This is a genomic window from Pricia antarctica, assembly GCF_900101815.1.
GTDB classification, from domain to species: domain Bacteria; phylum Bacteroidota; class Bacteroidia; order Flavobacteriales; family Flavobacteriaceae; genus Pricia; species Pricia antarctica.
Genome location: NZ_FNAO01000006.1, coordinates 106,905 through 120,311 on the forward strand (window position 1 = coordinate 106,905; position 13,407 = coordinate 120,311).

Below are 13,407 nucleotides of genomic sequence, written 5' to 3' on the forward strand. Positions count from 1 at the left end.
ATATCTTTAAAGACCCGCAAAAATAAGCATATTAACGTTTAGTTACGAAATGGGCTGTTATCATTTGTGAACTATAACGTTGTCGTTGGGTAAGATTACTGAAAAACAACAATGCTCAGGGGCGGAATGGTCAATTCGATAGACTGCTCTCGGCCGTTCCACGGTTTTTCGATAAGTTGCGTCAGTTTACTCTTCATGCCCGATCCGCCGTATTTCTTGTCGTCGCTATTCAAGATTTCCTTGATTTTTCCAGAGTCTTTGGGTATACCGACCTTATAATTCTCTCTAGGTGCCGGTGTAAAGTTGCAGACGACGAAAAGATCGTTCTTGGTGTCGTGCCCCCTTCGGATATAGGTCAAGACGGAATTTTCATGATCCCCGTAATCGATCCATTGAAAGCCATCGGGACTAAACTGTTTTTCATAAAGCGCGGGTTGGCTCTTATACATCTTGTTCAAATCCTTTACCAAGGCTTGCACTCCTGCATGCACTTCGTATTGCGTCAGGTGCCAATCGAGGCTTTGTTGAAAGTTCCATTCCGAAGTCTGGCCGAATTCCCCGCCCTGGAATATAAGTTTGGTGCCGGGGTGGGTGAACATATAACCGAACATCAGACGTAAATTCGCAAACTGCTGCCATTCGTCCCCTGGCATACGATATACCAGCGACTGCTTCCCGTAAACGACCTCGTCGTGTGAAAATGGAAGCATAAAATTTTCCGTAAAAGCGTAGGTCATGCTAAAGGTCAGGTCATTCTGATGGTGCTTGCGGTATATCGGCTCTTTTTTGAAATACTGTAATGTATCGTGCATCCATCCCATCATCCATTTCATGCCGAAACCGAGTCCGCCGTATTGTACGGGTTTCGATACCCCGGTAAAGGCCGTGGATTCTTCGGCGATGGTCTGCACATCGGGAAAGCTGCCATAGACCGCCTCGTTGAATTCCCTGATAAAAGATAGAGCTTCGAGATATTCGTTGTTGCCGTACATATTGGGCTGCCATTCACCTTCCTCCCTTGAATAATCCAAATAGATCATCGATGCTACGGCATCTACCCGCAGGGCATCGACATGATACTGGTCTAGCCAAAAAAGGGCGTTACTGATCAAAAAGGCACGGACCTCGTTTCGGCCATAATTAAAGATAAGGCTTTTCCAATCGGGATGATATCCCTTTTGTCTATCGGGATGTTCGTACAGATGCGATCCGTCGAAAAATCCGAGGCCGTGGGCATCCTCCGGAAAATGAGAGGGTACCCAGTCCAAAATCACTCCGATACCGGCCTGGTGCAGTTTATCGACCAGCAACTTGAACCCTGCCGGGTCCCCGAAACGCGAGGTCGGGGCGAAATATCCGGTAAGTTGGTAGCCCCAGGACGGGTCATAGGGAAATTCCATGATCGGCATGAACTCCACATGGGTAAAGCCCATATCCTTAATATAGGCGACCAAATCTTCCGATAATTGTTCGTAGGAGAGAAAATTATTGTCCTTATCCCGTTTCCAAGAACCAAGGTGAACTTCGTACACCGAAAACGGGGTATCCAAAGAATTTTTAGACTTACGGGTATCCATCCATTTTTTGTCCTTCCAATTGTAATCGGCTTCCCAGATGACGGAGGCCGTTTTTGGGGGCTGTTCGCAATATCGGGCAAAGGGGTCTGCCTTTTCGGTCACTACGCCGTGATTGTTCGAATGGATTTTATATTTGTAGATTTCGCCTTGGCCGATATCGGGAATAAAACCTTCCCAAATACCACTGGCGTCCCAGCGTACGTGCAGGCGATGCTCGTGTTCGTTCCATCCGTTAAAATTACCGATCACCGATACCGAGCGCGCGGTAGGTGCCCAGACCGCAAAATAGGTGCCCTTGACCCCTTCGAGTTCCATGGGGTGAGAGCCCAGTTTTTCATAAAGGCGAAAGTGTTTGCCCGATTTGAAAAGATCGATATCGAATTCGGAAAAAAGACTGTAAACGGTTACGTCGGCCATAATGATGGATGTTGGGTTAATAATAGAAATTGGCATCAAATCTAAGCAACTTTGCCCAATGCCTGACTTCTTTGTCTTAAACTTAAGGAGTTTTCTTGTTTTTCGGACAAAAGATACGGTTTTTTAAAAAACGGAACACTTTTTGAATCTTTAAGTTTAGATTACGGAATTTAAATCTTTAAAAATTTAGAATTATGAAAAATGTAGCAACAGTCTTGGGTACTTTTTTGACCCTGTTTTTAGTTTCGTGTACAGGTGACCCGGGGCCTCCGGGATTTGATGGTCTTGATGGGCAAGATGGGATAGATGGTGCGGCTTTTGAAGCAGCAGCCTTTGAAATTGATGTGGATATGGATTTTAATACCGGATTAAATCGTTACGAGGCTTTATTGCAATATCCATCAGATATTACACTTTTGCCAGATGACGTTGTATTAATATATAGGCTGGAAGAGATTGATAATGGTCTTGACGTATGGCGACAGTTACCGCAACCTTTTTTCAGTGATCAAGGCCTTCTCTACTATAATTTCGATTTCACTCAAGAAAACTACGGTGTTTTTCTTGAGCCCGAATTTGATGCAGCATTGGTTGCGAATGATTTAATCGACGGACAAGTATTCCGAGTTGTGATCATACCAGCGGATTTGGGTACAACGGCAAAAATGGACAAATCGAATCTTAGCTCTGTAATGAGTTCTCTGGGAATTACAGAAAAGGATGTTCAGAAAATACATATGAATTGATTTGATTATCATATTTAAATTATTGGACCCTGCTATACAAGTAGGGTTCGATTTTTTTGGACGTATCTTTATCCCATATGCCAATAAAACTTAGGCGTGAAATCCCCGTACGTATAGTTGAAAGGATTGTACCTCCATTACGTCTAAAACATACACATATAAAACTCAAACATCATGTACATTAAAATAGCATTTGCACTTTGTCTCTTACTCACAGGCTGCCAGGGAAACTCACAGGAAAAGAAAACGGCAATGACCCAAGATGACCAGACCGAAAAGAAATTCGAGATCGTCAAAACGGATGCCGAGTGGCAAAAGGAATTGACTCCCATGGAATATCAAGTGCTGCGCCATGCGGCCACTGAAAACCCTTTTTCAAGTGACTTGCTCGAAAACAAAAAGGAAGGCACCTATGTCTGCGCTGGCTGTGGCACCGAGCTCTTTAAAAGTGACACCAAATTCAAATCCGGTACCGGATGGCCCAGTTTCTATAAGGAAATCAAAGGGAATGTCGCTTATGATGTCGATTACAAAATCGGCTACAAGCGTACCGAAGAGCATTGTGCCACCTGTGGTGGCCATCTCGGACATGTTTTTGAAGATGGCCCGGAACCTACTGGCCTGAGACATTGTGTCAATGGCGCGGCTTTGAAGTTTGTGCCGGCGAAAAATTAGCGATCCGCAATAGCAGTTGGCGGTGGGGTTCTGCTAAAGTTTGAAATTCTGCTAAATTGGTTTATCTCTTCGATTCCCATTTGTACAAAGGTTCAATCGCAACTTCCTAGCTGTTCTAGGTTCAAACTGATCAAGGTCTACTTTATACCTAGAATCTGTTTCAGGCAGACCCGCCTGCCGGACGGGCAGGATCTGGACCTTGAATTTTTTTGGTCCTGAAACTTCGAAAGGTACTTGGGATTTGGAATTTCATTTCCGTACTTTTGCAGCTCTAATTGCAAATAAACAAGAATATGGCCGATTTCGATGTAATTGTTTTGGGCAGTGGCCCCGGAGGATATGTAACCGCTATCCGATCTTCGCAACTAGGGTTCAAGACCGCTATTATTGAGAAGGAAAGTCTCGGAGGGGTTTGCTTGAACTGGGGCTGTATCCCGACCAAGGCCTTACTAAAATCCGCCCAAGTATTCGAATATCTTAAACATGCGGAAGAGTATGGTCTCAAAGCTGAAAACATCGATAAAGATTTCGATGGGGTAGTGAAGCGTAGCCGAAAGGTAGCCGATGACATGAGCAAGGGGGTCCAGTTCTTAATGAAAAAGAACAAAATTGAGGTCCTTAAGGGATATGGCACCTTAAAAGCCGGAAAAAAAGTAGCAGTTAAGGGTGAAGATGGCAAGGAAACCGAATACACTGCCAAACATATTATTATTGCTACAGGTGCACGGAGCCGCGAACTTCCCAGTTTAAAACAGGATGGTAAAAAAATCATTGGCTACCGCGAGGCCATGACCTTGGAGAAACAGCCGAAGAAAATGATTGTCGTAGGCAGTGGTGCTATTGGTATCGAATTCGCCTACTTCTACAATTCCATGGGAACCGAGGTGACTGTTGTCGAATACCTTCCTAATATCGTTCCGGTAGAGGATGAGGATATCTCCAAACAATTGGAGCGCAGCTTTAAAAAGGCGGGCGTAAAAATCATGACCGCATCGGAAGTGACCAAAGTCGATACCTCTGGCGATGGCGTAAAGGCGACCGTTAAAACTTCAAAAGGGGAGGAAGTGTTGGAAGCCGATATTGTTCTATCGGCAGTGGGAATCAAATCTAACATCGAAAATATTGGTTTGGAGGATTTGGGTATTAAAACCGATAAGGACAAAATTGTGGTCGACGACTTCTATCAGACCAACGTTCCTGGATACTACGCTATTGGCGATGTCACTCCCGGTCAGGCATTGGCGCACGTAGCGTCGGCGGAAGGCATCCTATGTGTTGAAAAAATCGCCGATATGCACGTTGAGCCATTGGATTATGGGAACATCCCGGGTTGTACGTATTGCATGCCGGAAGTAGCATCCGTAGGACTTACTGAAAAACAGGCAAAGGATAAGGGTCTCGACATCAAAATCGGGAAATTCCCCTTCTCCGCTAGCGGAAAGGCCAAGGCTTCCGGTACCCCCGATGGTTTTGTAAAAGTTATTTTCGATGCAAAATATGGGGAATGGCTCGGCTGCCACATGATCGGCGCAGGCGTTACCGATATGATTGCCGAAGCCGTAGTCGCCCGTAAGTTGGAAACAACGGGGCACGAAATCCTAAAAGCGGTACACCCGCATCCTACCATGAGCGAAGCGGTCATGGAGGCTGTTGCGGCCGCTTACGATGAGGTTATCCATCTCTAATATAGTTTATCAGTTTATGGGCGGCCTTTGGCCGTAGTTTATGACTTTATAAAAAGCTGTTGGAAACCTCAAAAGGGAATTGAGATTGAGCCCTTGTAATTTTTAAAAAATGCATGGATTTTATCATTTCACCAATAACGGAAATGAGCAAAGAGCTATAAACCCATAAACCCATAAACTAATAAACTCTTGCAAATGCTAACTCTTTTCAGAACTACGGCCATTCTCGAAGGCATATCTTATTTGGCGCTCTTTGCGGTTACCATGCCGTTGAAATATCTAGCGGATTTGCCAATGCCCAATAAATATGTAGGCTATGCCCACGGGGTGCTGTTTATTGCCTATGTCGTTTTGGCCATCCTTTTCTGGAGAACGAAAAAGTGGGGCTTCAAAAAGGGATTTATCCTTTTATTGGCTTCACTCTTGCCCTTTGCCACATTCTATGTGGAAAGGAAGTATTTGGCGCCCATAGCAGATTAAATTTCAATATTCTGTGTACCCATACTTCGGTTATCTAAAGTGCCGTGCCGATAAAAAGGTGTACACATAACCAAGGGTAACGGTCGACCATGTAGTCTCACCTAAATCAATGGCGGTGTAGGAGAAATTAATCTCCGATTGCGGACCCACCTGAAATCCGATTTGCGGCCGGTAGTAGAATCCGCCTTCATTGCCTTTGTTCAAACCCAAAGCATGGCCTACGTCGCCTCCGAATGAAAATGATTTCACGGGCCAGATCCTTACAGAAGCGGCTATTGGTGCGAACTGCACACTGGGCAGTTTTACGCTGACCGTTTCTGCTTTAAACGTTTCCGGAAATCCGTGAATTATTCCTGTTTTTACTCCTAAGTCAAAGACTTTGTTGGGTGCCCATAGGTACCCTATATCGGCTCCGATGACAATGCCTATTTGTTCATTTAAATCCCCAAGAGGTATTCCGCCATGGGCGCCGATCTTGAAGCCTTCTTGTGATGTGGCTATTTGGCATGTAAGTGCAAATAATACAAGTGTCAGAAACTGCTGAGTGATTTTGATGGTCATGGTTGAGGTCTGTTTTGAAAAAGATTACAGCTAAAAACAGCCTCTAGAACGTATTTTTTGTTGGTTTTGTTGTAAAGGGATTGAAATTATTTATGTTGAACATGCGACGTTAAAGCTCCCTTATTTTCTTACTAAGAGAGCGGATAATCTGAAAGTTATCCCCTCGAAATATCCCCAGACCCCGACGTCTTCGTATCCACTTTTTTCGGGTTGCCACGGTAGCTAATATCGCCAGAGCCAGAAACTCGGGCCTTTAGCGTTTTATTGGCGGTAACCTTGATGTCCGCAGAACCTGAAACGGTCGCTTCCACATTGTCGGCAATGAGGTCGAAAGCCTTAATATCACCTGAACCGGAAATGGTTGCCTCGAAATTTTCGGTATTTCCGCTAAGGTTCATATCACCGGAACCGGACATCGAAGCGCTAAGGGATTCCGTTTCGAGGTCTAGGGTGATATCGCCTGAGCCGGACATGGCGGTCTTGAAATCGGATGCTTTTAAGGTCGTTTTTCCAACGATGTCGGCAGAACCTGATAAACTTATGGCATCGATGCTTTCCACCGGAACGGTGATACGAATGCCGTCCTTCCAACTTGAAGGTTTTAAGTTGACGCCTTTTTCCGTTTTGATGACCAATTTACCGTTTTCAACCTCGGTAATGATATACTCCAGAAGATTTTCTTCTCCTTCCAAAGAGAGTTCGCCCTCTTTACCATGCACCAGGTCCACATCGAACCATCCCGATACCGCTATTCCGTCATATTCCCCAACGCTGCGGTCGATGCTGACGGTGTTGCCATTTCCTTTGATGCCCTTGCCCCATTGCGCTGAACAGGAGATCGTGCATATTGCCACTAAACTTAAAATTGCTACTTTTTTCATGAATTTCTTGTTTTTTGCCCTGAATTCATTCCAGGACCGGATTGATGATTTAATTTTGATAAAACGTAATTCCCCCATAATCACTACTTATCGAAACTACGTTGCTGCTATTGGAAGATCCATAATAGCCTTTATAATAGGTACTCGTATTTTTCTCTTCGCTGATATTGATCTGAAAATTGTCTTTGCCGATGACGCCTGAATAACTGGTTTTAATTTCGAAATTGAAATGGTATTCGGGATCGTAACCAATTTTTACCCCCGTATAGTCCGTATTTATCCGCAGGTTTCCGGCGTCGGACGCCATCTTGTCAATTTTTAGCGAGCCGTAATCCGCAGAAATATCTATATTGCCATGAATGGTGCCCAGCTGAACGTTGATGTAATCTCCGTTGCCCTGTACGTTCTTGGCCTCGCCGACCTCGATTTTGCCGTAATCGCTAGAATATTGCAGGTTGCCCATCTGCCTAACTTCCGAATTCGTATAATCGGCGCTGATGATTAAGTCTCCCGCTTTTTCGATGGTAAAACCGGAGTAATCCGCTGAAATTTTTCCGCTTTTGATATATCCGATGGTCGATTTCGAGGTGTAGTCGAAATTCAGTTGGTTTTCGCGGCCGTTGAGTTCACCGATATCCAAGCGACCGTAGTCGCAGCTGATGTTGGCATGACCATCAATCCGGTCCAAAAAGATGCTTCCATAATCGTTGTTCAAGTCCACCTTACTTTTTACGGGCAGTTTTATGGTATAATTGACCTGCATATCGACATTGTTGTTCCTGCCCCAGTTCCATCCCCAGCCCGAATCGCTGTTGTCAAAGATGGTGCGGGCGGAAACCCGACTGCTACTGTTCTCGAAATCGATATGGATATCGTCCAGTTTTTGCTGCACCTTCTCGGCGTTGTTGCCGCTGGTCTTGACCTGCACCTCGATCAGTATTCTATCTTCGTTCCAAGAGGTAATGTTTAGGTTGCCGTAGCTGTTATCGACCGCTAGAAGCACATCCGAATTTACATCGAACTCCTTTTTGACCGTCTTTTCTTTCCTATATTTTCCGTTACCCTTGCCGTCATGGGCAAAGATTATCATGGGCACTATGAAGATTACCAAGGCAATACCTTTAAATCGTAGTTTCCGTATCATCGTAAGGTTTTAAGTTTTTAATAGATTCAATTGTGTCGAGAACCTCCTGCAAAAAATCGATGCGCGTGCGAAAGTTGGTGATCATCGCACTTAAAAGAAGTTTGCTGTTGCCCCCGTTTACGAGATCTTGTTCCAATTGGGCATAGTCGGATTCTAGTTTTCCAAGTTGCAGCAAGGTATCGTCGATTATCTGTCGGGTCTGCGGGGTACCCTCGTTTTCAAGTGCCTTGACCTGTTCTTCGATCAGACCGGAAAAATAAAACGAGGTTCGACTAACTTCGGGCGAAATATGGGCCACCTGCTCTTCCAAAGTAGGCTCTGATTGGTAAAGCCCGAAAGCGAGGGTACATAGCAAAGCGATCGAAGCCGCTATGGCGAAAGGTTTCCACCCTAATTTCTTTCTCTTTTTAACGGGTGCGATTCCTTTTGAAGCGTTCAACTTTTCGAGAAACCGAAGTTCATGGCCGGCCTTCGGTGCTCTGGTATCGAAGGATCCCCGAAGGCTGTCGAACAGTTTTTCTATATTTTCTTTTTCCATCTTAAGCGGGTATCAATTTTTTCCTCAAGCTATTTTTTGCCCGGGATATCGTCGTTCTGCAATTGGCATAGCTGATATTCATAATTCGGCTGACTTCCTCATAATCATAGCCTTCGATGAGATGTAAGGTCAAAGAAATCCGGTAGTTATCCTTTAATCGGTTCATGGTCTCCATCACTTTTTGAGCCTTCAGTTCGGTAGACGCATGGTCCGGAACACTTGTCTCGTTATATTCGACCTTGTACATTATATCTTGGAGTGCTATCTCATTCTTTTTCAGTTGTTTTCGATAGTGTTGAATGCTGTTATTGATAACAATGCGCTTCAACCAGGCCCCGAACGCGACCTCTCCCTTGAAGGTATGCAGTTTCGTAAATGCCTTTAAAAAGGAATCCTGCATAACGTCTTCTGCCTCGTTGCTATTTTTTACGATTCTAAAGGATGTGTTGTACATAGCTCTGTAATAGCGGTTGTAGACCTCAAGCTGTGCACTTTGTTTTCCTTCAAGACACCGTTGTATCAGCGTATCGATATGTTCCTCTTTGTGGCTCAAAAAGTGGATGGTTTTTATAAGGATGGGATAAGTTAGGGATTGTTACAGTTTTTTGGATTTTTTTGGTTCCGAAATTTCAGGAAGTATTTGGGATTTGGCATTTGATATTTGGTGCTTCCCCGAAGTCTGTGGCACAACAATTGTCTTTATACGGTCGAAAGAAAAAGTTTTATTGTATTTTAATAGGCACTAAGGGGCCTTACAAGTATTTTATAATTTAAGATAATATAGGATTTCTGTCTCATCAATGACAGAATGACCGAAAATATACCTATGGGAGATTCTAATTTTTCAGATTTTGACAATATGTCGTTACAGTCCATCGACGAGGATGCGGAATTGATTCCGTTATTGACACCCGAGGACGAGGAGGAAATGGCCAACGAAAAGTTGCCGGAAACTTTGCCGATTTTGCCACTTCGCAATACGGTCCTGTTTCCCGGAGTCGTAATTCCGATCACGGCCGGACGGGATACTTCTATCAATTTAATAAAGGATGCCAACAATGGATCAAAGGTTATCGGCGTCGTTTCCCAAAAGGACGAGGAGACCGAAAATCCACATGCCAAGGATATCAATACCTTGGGCACGGTAGCCCGCATCTTACGCGTCCTAAAAATGCCGGATGGAAATACTACGGTCATCCTACAGGGCAAAAAACGTTTCGAAGTCGCTGAAATTCTTACCGAGAAGCCTTATATGACGGCAACGGTAAGAGAAACCGCCGAGGAAAGGCCGGAAAAAGACGGACAGGAATTTTTGGCCATTATTGAATCGATAAAAGATCTGGCGCTCAGGATTATTCGCGACAATCCGAATATTCCGAGTGAAGCCTCCTTTGCCATTAAGAACATCCAAAGCAACTCCTTTTTGATCAATTTTGTATCGTCGAACCTCAATCTCGGGGTGAAAGAAAAACAGGAACTTCTTGAAATCAATAGTTTGCAAGAACGCGCCTTGTCCACTTTGAAATATATGAACGTGGAGCTTCAGAAATTGGAGCTTAAGAACAATATTCAGAGCAAGGTGCGCAGCGATATGGACCAGCAGCAGCGCGAATATTTTCTTCACCAGCAAATGAAGACCATTCAGGAGGAGCTGGGCGGGGTATCCCATGATGATGAAGTGCTGGAAATGAAGGCGAGGGCCAAGAAAAAAAAATGGTCCAAAAAAATAGGTAAACACTTTGATAAGGAGCTCACCAAAATACAACGGATGAATCCGCAGGTCGCGGAGTATTCCATCCAAAGAAATTATCTGGACCTTTTTCTAGATTTACCGTGGAATAAATACTCCAAGGATAAATTCGACTTAAAACGTGCGGAGAGAATTCTGGATCGAGACCATTATGGACTTGAGGATGTGAAACGCCGAATCATTGAATATTTAGCGGTACTGAAGCTTCGTAATGATATGAAATCCCCGATTTTGTGTCTTTATGGTCCTCCTGGCGTTGGTAAGACCTCCCTTGGAAAATCCATTGCGGAAGCCTTGGGAAGGGAATATGTGCGGATGTCGTTAGGCGGCCTACGCGATGAGGCTGAAATACGCGGCCACCGGAAAACCTATATCGGCGCTATGCCCGGTAGGATTGTACAGAGCTTGAAAAAGGCGGGCACTTCGAATCCCGTTTTCATCCTCGACGAAATCGACAAACTGGCCAGTAGCCATCAGGGCGATCCGTCCTCCGCGATGTTGGAGGTGCTTGATCCCGAACAGAACAGCGAGTTCCACGATAATTTTTTGGAGATGGGCTACGACCTGTCCAAAGTTATGTTCATCGCCACGGCCAACAACCTTTCGAACATTCAGCCCGCTTTGCTCGACCGTATGGAAATCATTAAGGTGACTGGATACACCATCGAAGAAAAAGTCATGATTGCCAAAAGACACCTGCTGCCGAAGCAATTAAGGGAACACGGACTTACGGCGAAGGATATCAAGATCGGAATGCCCCAATTGGAGAAAATCGTCGAGGGCTACACCCGGGAATCCGGCGTACGTGCCTTGGAAAAGCAGATTGCCAAAATGGTGCGTTATGCGGCGAAAAATATTGCCACGGAAGAGAAATACAACATAAAAATATCGAAGGAAGACGTAGAAACCATTTTGGGCCCCGCACGAATGGAGCGCGATAAATATGAGAACAACGATGTAGCAGGGGTAGTTACAGGATTGGCATGGACGAGCGTCGGCGGCGACATCCTTTTTATCGAATCCATTTTATCCAAGGGGAAAGGCACTTTGAATATTACGGGAAATCTTGGTAAAGTGATGAAGGAATCAGCCACTATCGCTATGGAGTATATCAAATCGAACGCCGATCGGTTCGGAATCGATTCCGAGGTGTTCGAAAAGTATAATGTACATATTCACGTGCCGGAAGGAGCGACCCCGAAAGACGGACCAAGTGCCGGGATTACCATGTTGACATCCCTCGTCTCCCTTTTTACCCAGAAAAAGGTGAAGAAAAGTCTGGCCATGACCGGTGAAATCACGCTCCGGGGCAAGGTGCTTCCCGTCGGCGGTATCAAGGAAAAAATATTGGCGGCCAAACGGGCACGTATTAAAGAAATCATTCTTTGTAAGGACAATGAGAAGGACATCCTAGAAATTAAAAAGGACTATTTAAAAGGATTGACGTTCCACTATGTTACCGACATGCACGAAGTTGTCGATATTGCGATTACGGGGCAGACAGTGAAAAATGCCAAAAAATTGTAATGCGAAAGATCACTATTGCCATTGATGGCTATTCATCTACAGGAAAAAGCACGCTGGCCAAGCAATTGGCGCGGGCTTTGGGCTATGCCTATGTCGATACCGGGGCGATGTACCGGGCGGTAACGCTTTTTGCCATACGAAATGGGTTTATCGGCAATGGAACTGAACGTTTGCAGGCCCTTGTGCAGTTGTTGCCCAAAATTCGGTTAAAATTCGTACCCAATGCGGAACTGGGTTTTTCCGAAATGTATCTGAACGGTGAAAACGTAGAAGAGGAAATTCGCCAAATGGAAGTATCCAACCAGGTAAGCCGTATTGCAGAAATTGAACAAGTGCGTTATAAGTTGGTGGACATGCAAAAAGCTATGGGAAAGAATAAAGGGATTGTCATGGACGGTCGCGACATCGGCACCACCGTTTTTCCCGATGCCGAGCTGAAGATTTTCATGACTGCATCACTTCAGGCAAGGGCTACGAGAAGATATAAGGAACTTTTGGATAAAGGGGAGAACGTAGTCTACGACGAGGTACTCGAAAATGTTCAAAAACGGGATCATATCGATACCCATCGTGAATTTTCGCCTTTGAAAAAAGCGGAGGATGCCATTGTATTCGACAACAGCGATATGGGGTTAAAAGAACAGTTCGAAAGGTTGGAGAGTATTGCGCGGCGGTATATGGAGAAATAGCTTTGCGCTTTGCGCCCAACGCTTTGCGCCGAAAGCTTTACGCCATTGGAATTTGTTTAAAGACATATCACAATACTCGCGCGGCCTGTCAAAAAGTAAACAGGGCCGACCATTTAGGGCGACCCTGTTTAAATGTTGCGTTTGTCAACACATAAAATAAGTTTTTTGCGCAATGCGCATGGCGCCAAGCGCTAGCGACTACGGATTCGGAATCACCAAAACCTGATCTGGATGAATTACATCGGGGTTCTTCAAAATGCCCGAATTCGCCTCAAAAATCTTTTTGTACTTCATGGGGTCGCCATAATAGTGCTTGGAAATCTTGCTTAGCGATTCTCCGCTTTTTACCACGTGCCGTGCGTATACCGATTCGTCAGCAACTGTAATGTTGGCCTTTATATCCGATGGATTTTCGCCTCCGATTTCTTTGATTTTATCCCACAACAGATTTTTTTCATATTGGGTATTGGCTTGTCCCTTTACTTTTAAAACCCCGTTTTCCTCGGTTACGTCCCCGTCTTTAATATTCAATTTTTCACCCAAGTTCAATACAGGCTGATATTTGTCTTTAACACTCATAATAATAGCTTTAAAATGATTAAAATAATGGCTCTCAAGATAAGGATAATTGGCTTATTTTAGGGAATTTGGCCAAAAATTCTTCGGATGAATATAACCTGTGATATATAAGGTTGCTAAAACAAGAATAATATCGTATTTTTGCACTCCTTTTTTAC

At 44.5% G+C, this 13,407-nt stretch carries 13 protein-coding genes; 6 read left to right on the forward strand and 7 right to left on the reverse strand.

Annotation, left to right across the window (positions count from 1 at the left end; genetic code table 11):
* Positions 1-95 precede the first annotated feature (95 nt).
* Entirely contained in the window at positions 96-1,994 is a 1,899-nt protein-coding gene (gene glgB / locus BLT07_RS12505) for a 1,4-alpha-glucan branching protein GlgB (protein WP_091869179.1), read from the reverse strand.
* 194 nt (positions 1,995-2,188) lie between these two features.
* Here glgB and BLT07_RS12510 point away from each other — a divergent pair, with 194 nt between their 5' ends.
* The 4 genes from BLT07_RS12510 (at position 2,189) to BLT07_RS12525 (ending at position 5,580) form a co-directional block, all read left to right on the forward strand.
* Entirely contained in the window at positions 2,189-2,740 is a 552-nt protein-coding gene (locus tag BLT07_RS12510) for a collagen-like triple helix repeat-containing protein (protein WP_091869181.1), read from the forward strand.
* Between the two features lie 174 nt (positions 2,741-2,914).
* Positions 2,915-3,415, forward strand: coding sequence for a peptide-methionine (R)-S-oxide reductase MsrB (gene msrB / locus BLT07_RS12515; RefSeq protein WP_091869182.1), 501 nt, complete (start codon positions 2,915-2,917; stop codon positions 3,413-3,415).
* 293 nt (positions 3,416-3,708) lie between these two features.
* Positions 3,709-5,100, forward strand: a complete 1,392-nt coding sequence (lpdA, locus tag BLT07_RS12520; RefSeq protein ID WP_091869184.1) for a dihydrolipoyl dehydrogenase — start codon at positions 3,709-3,711, stop codon at positions 5,098-5,100.
* Between the two features lie 195 nt (positions 5,101-5,295).
* On the forward strand, positions 5,296-5,580 hold the full coding sequence (locus tag BLT07_RS12525; RefSeq protein WP_091869187.1) for a DUF3817 domain-containing protein: 285 nt from the start codon (positions 5,296-5,298) through the stop codon (positions 5,578-5,580).
* A 30-nt stretch (positions 5,581-5,610) separates the two neighbouring features.
* Here the strand turns inward: BLT07_RS12525 and BLT07_RS12530 are convergent, their stop codons facing one another.
* The 5 genes from BLT07_RS12530 to BLT07_RS12550 form a co-directional block, all read right to left on the reverse strand.
* On the reverse strand, positions 5,611-6,141 hold the full coding sequence (locus BLT07_RS12530; protein WP_245726535.1) for a hypothetical protein: 531 nt from the start codon (positions 6,139-6,141) through the stop codon (positions 5,611-5,613).
* A 155-nt stretch (positions 6,142-6,296) separates the two neighbouring features.
* Positions 6,297-7,022: a head GIN domain-containing protein gene (locus tag BLT07_RS12535; RefSeq protein ID WP_091869871.1), complete on the reverse strand. Its 726-nt coding sequence runs from the start codon at positions 7,020-7,022 to the stop codon at positions 6,297-6,299.
* Between the two features lie 49 nt (positions 7,023-7,071).
* Positions 7,072-8,166 (reverse strand): hypothetical protein, encoded by a 1,095-nt coding sequence (locus BLT07_RS12540; RefSeq protein WP_091869189.1) that lies wholly within the window; start codon positions 8,164-8,166, stop codon positions 7,072-7,074.
* A complete protein-coding gene (locus tag BLT07_RS12545) occupies positions 8,144-8,704 on the reverse strand; it encodes a hypothetical protein (RefSeq protein ID WP_091869191.1) in 561 nt (186 codons plus the stop codon). Before BLT07_RS12545 ends, BLT07_RS12540 begins: the two co-directional genes overlap by 23 nt.
* A gap of 1 nt (position 8,705) precedes the next feature.
* Positions 8,706-9,257: an RNA polymerase sigma factor gene (locus BLT07_RS12550; protein ID WP_091869193.1), complete on the reverse strand. Its 552-nt coding sequence runs from the start codon at positions 9,255-9,257 to the stop codon at positions 8,706-8,708.
* Positions 9,258-9,530: 273 nt separating this feature from the next.
* On the opposite strand from BLT07_RS12550, the gene lon reads away from it, so the two are divergent.
* Positions 9,531-11,981, forward strand: coding sequence for an endopeptidase La (lon, locus tag BLT07_RS12555; protein ID WP_091869195.1), 2,451 nt, complete (start codon positions 9,531-9,533; stop codon positions 11,979-11,981).
* A complete protein-coding gene (gene cmk / locus BLT07_RS12560; RefSeq protein WP_091869197.1) occupies positions 11,981-12,670 on the forward strand; it encodes a (d)CMP kinase in 690 nt (229 codons plus the stop codon). The genes lon and cmk overlap by 1 nt, the downstream gene beginning before the upstream one ends.
* Positions 12,671-12,868: 198 nt before the next feature.
* On the opposite strand, the gene BLT07_RS12565 is transcribed toward cmk, so the two are convergent.
* Entirely contained in the window at positions 12,869-13,249 is a 381-nt protein-coding gene (locus BLT07_RS12565; RefSeq protein WP_091869199.1) for a LysM peptidoglycan-binding domain-containing protein, read from the reverse strand.
* Between the last annotated feature and the right edge of the window lie 158 nt (positions 13,250-13,407).

Excerpts from the sequence above, each read along its gene's own strand:
- glgB (WP_091869179.1), bottom strand. The coding sequence starts at position 1,994 with ATGGCCGACGTAACCGTTTACAGTCTTTTTTCCGAATTCGATATCGAT.
- BLT07_RS12510 (WP_091869181.1), top strand. The coding sequence starts at position 2,189 with ATGAAAAATGTAGCAACAGTCTTGGGTACTTTTTTGACCCTGTTTTTA.
- msrB (WP_091869182.1), top strand. The coding sequence starts at position 2,915 with ATGTACATTAAAATAGCATTTGCACTTTGTCTCTTACTCACAGGCTGC.
- lpdA (WP_091869184.1), top strand. The coding sequence starts at position 3,709 with ATGGCCGATTTCGATGTAATTGTTTTGGGCAGTGGCCCCGGAGGATAT.
- BLT07_RS12525 (WP_091869187.1), top strand. The coding sequence starts at position 5,296 with ATGCTAACTCTTTTCAGAACTACGGCCATTCTCGAAGGCATATCTTAT.
- BLT07_RS12530 (WP_245726535.1), bottom strand. The coding sequence starts at position 6,141 with ATGACCATCAAAATCACTCAGCAGTTTCTGACACTTGTATTATTTGCA.
- BLT07_RS12535 (WP_091869871.1), bottom strand. The coding sequence starts at position 7,022 with ATGAAAAAAGTAGCAATTTTAAGTTTAGTGGCAATATGCACGATCTCC.
- BLT07_RS12540 (WP_091869189.1), bottom strand. The coding sequence starts at position 8,166 with ATGATACGGAAACTACGATTTAAAGGTATTGCCTTGGTAATCTTCATA.
- BLT07_RS12545 (WP_091869191.1), bottom strand. The coding sequence starts at position 8,704 with ATGGAAAAAGAAAATATAGAAAAACTGTTCGACAGCCTTCGGGGATCC.
- lon (WP_091869195.1), top strand. The coding sequence starts at position 9,531 with ATGGGAGATTCTAATTTTTCAGATTTTGACAATATGTCGTTACAGTCC.
- cmk (WP_091869197.1), top strand. The coding sequence starts at position 11,981 with ATGCGAAAGATCACTATTGCCATTGATGGCTATTCATCTACAGGAAAA.
- BLT07_RS12565 (WP_091869199.1), bottom strand. The coding sequence starts at position 13,249 with ATGAGTGTTAAAGACAAATATCAGCCTGTATTGAACTTGGGTGAAAAA.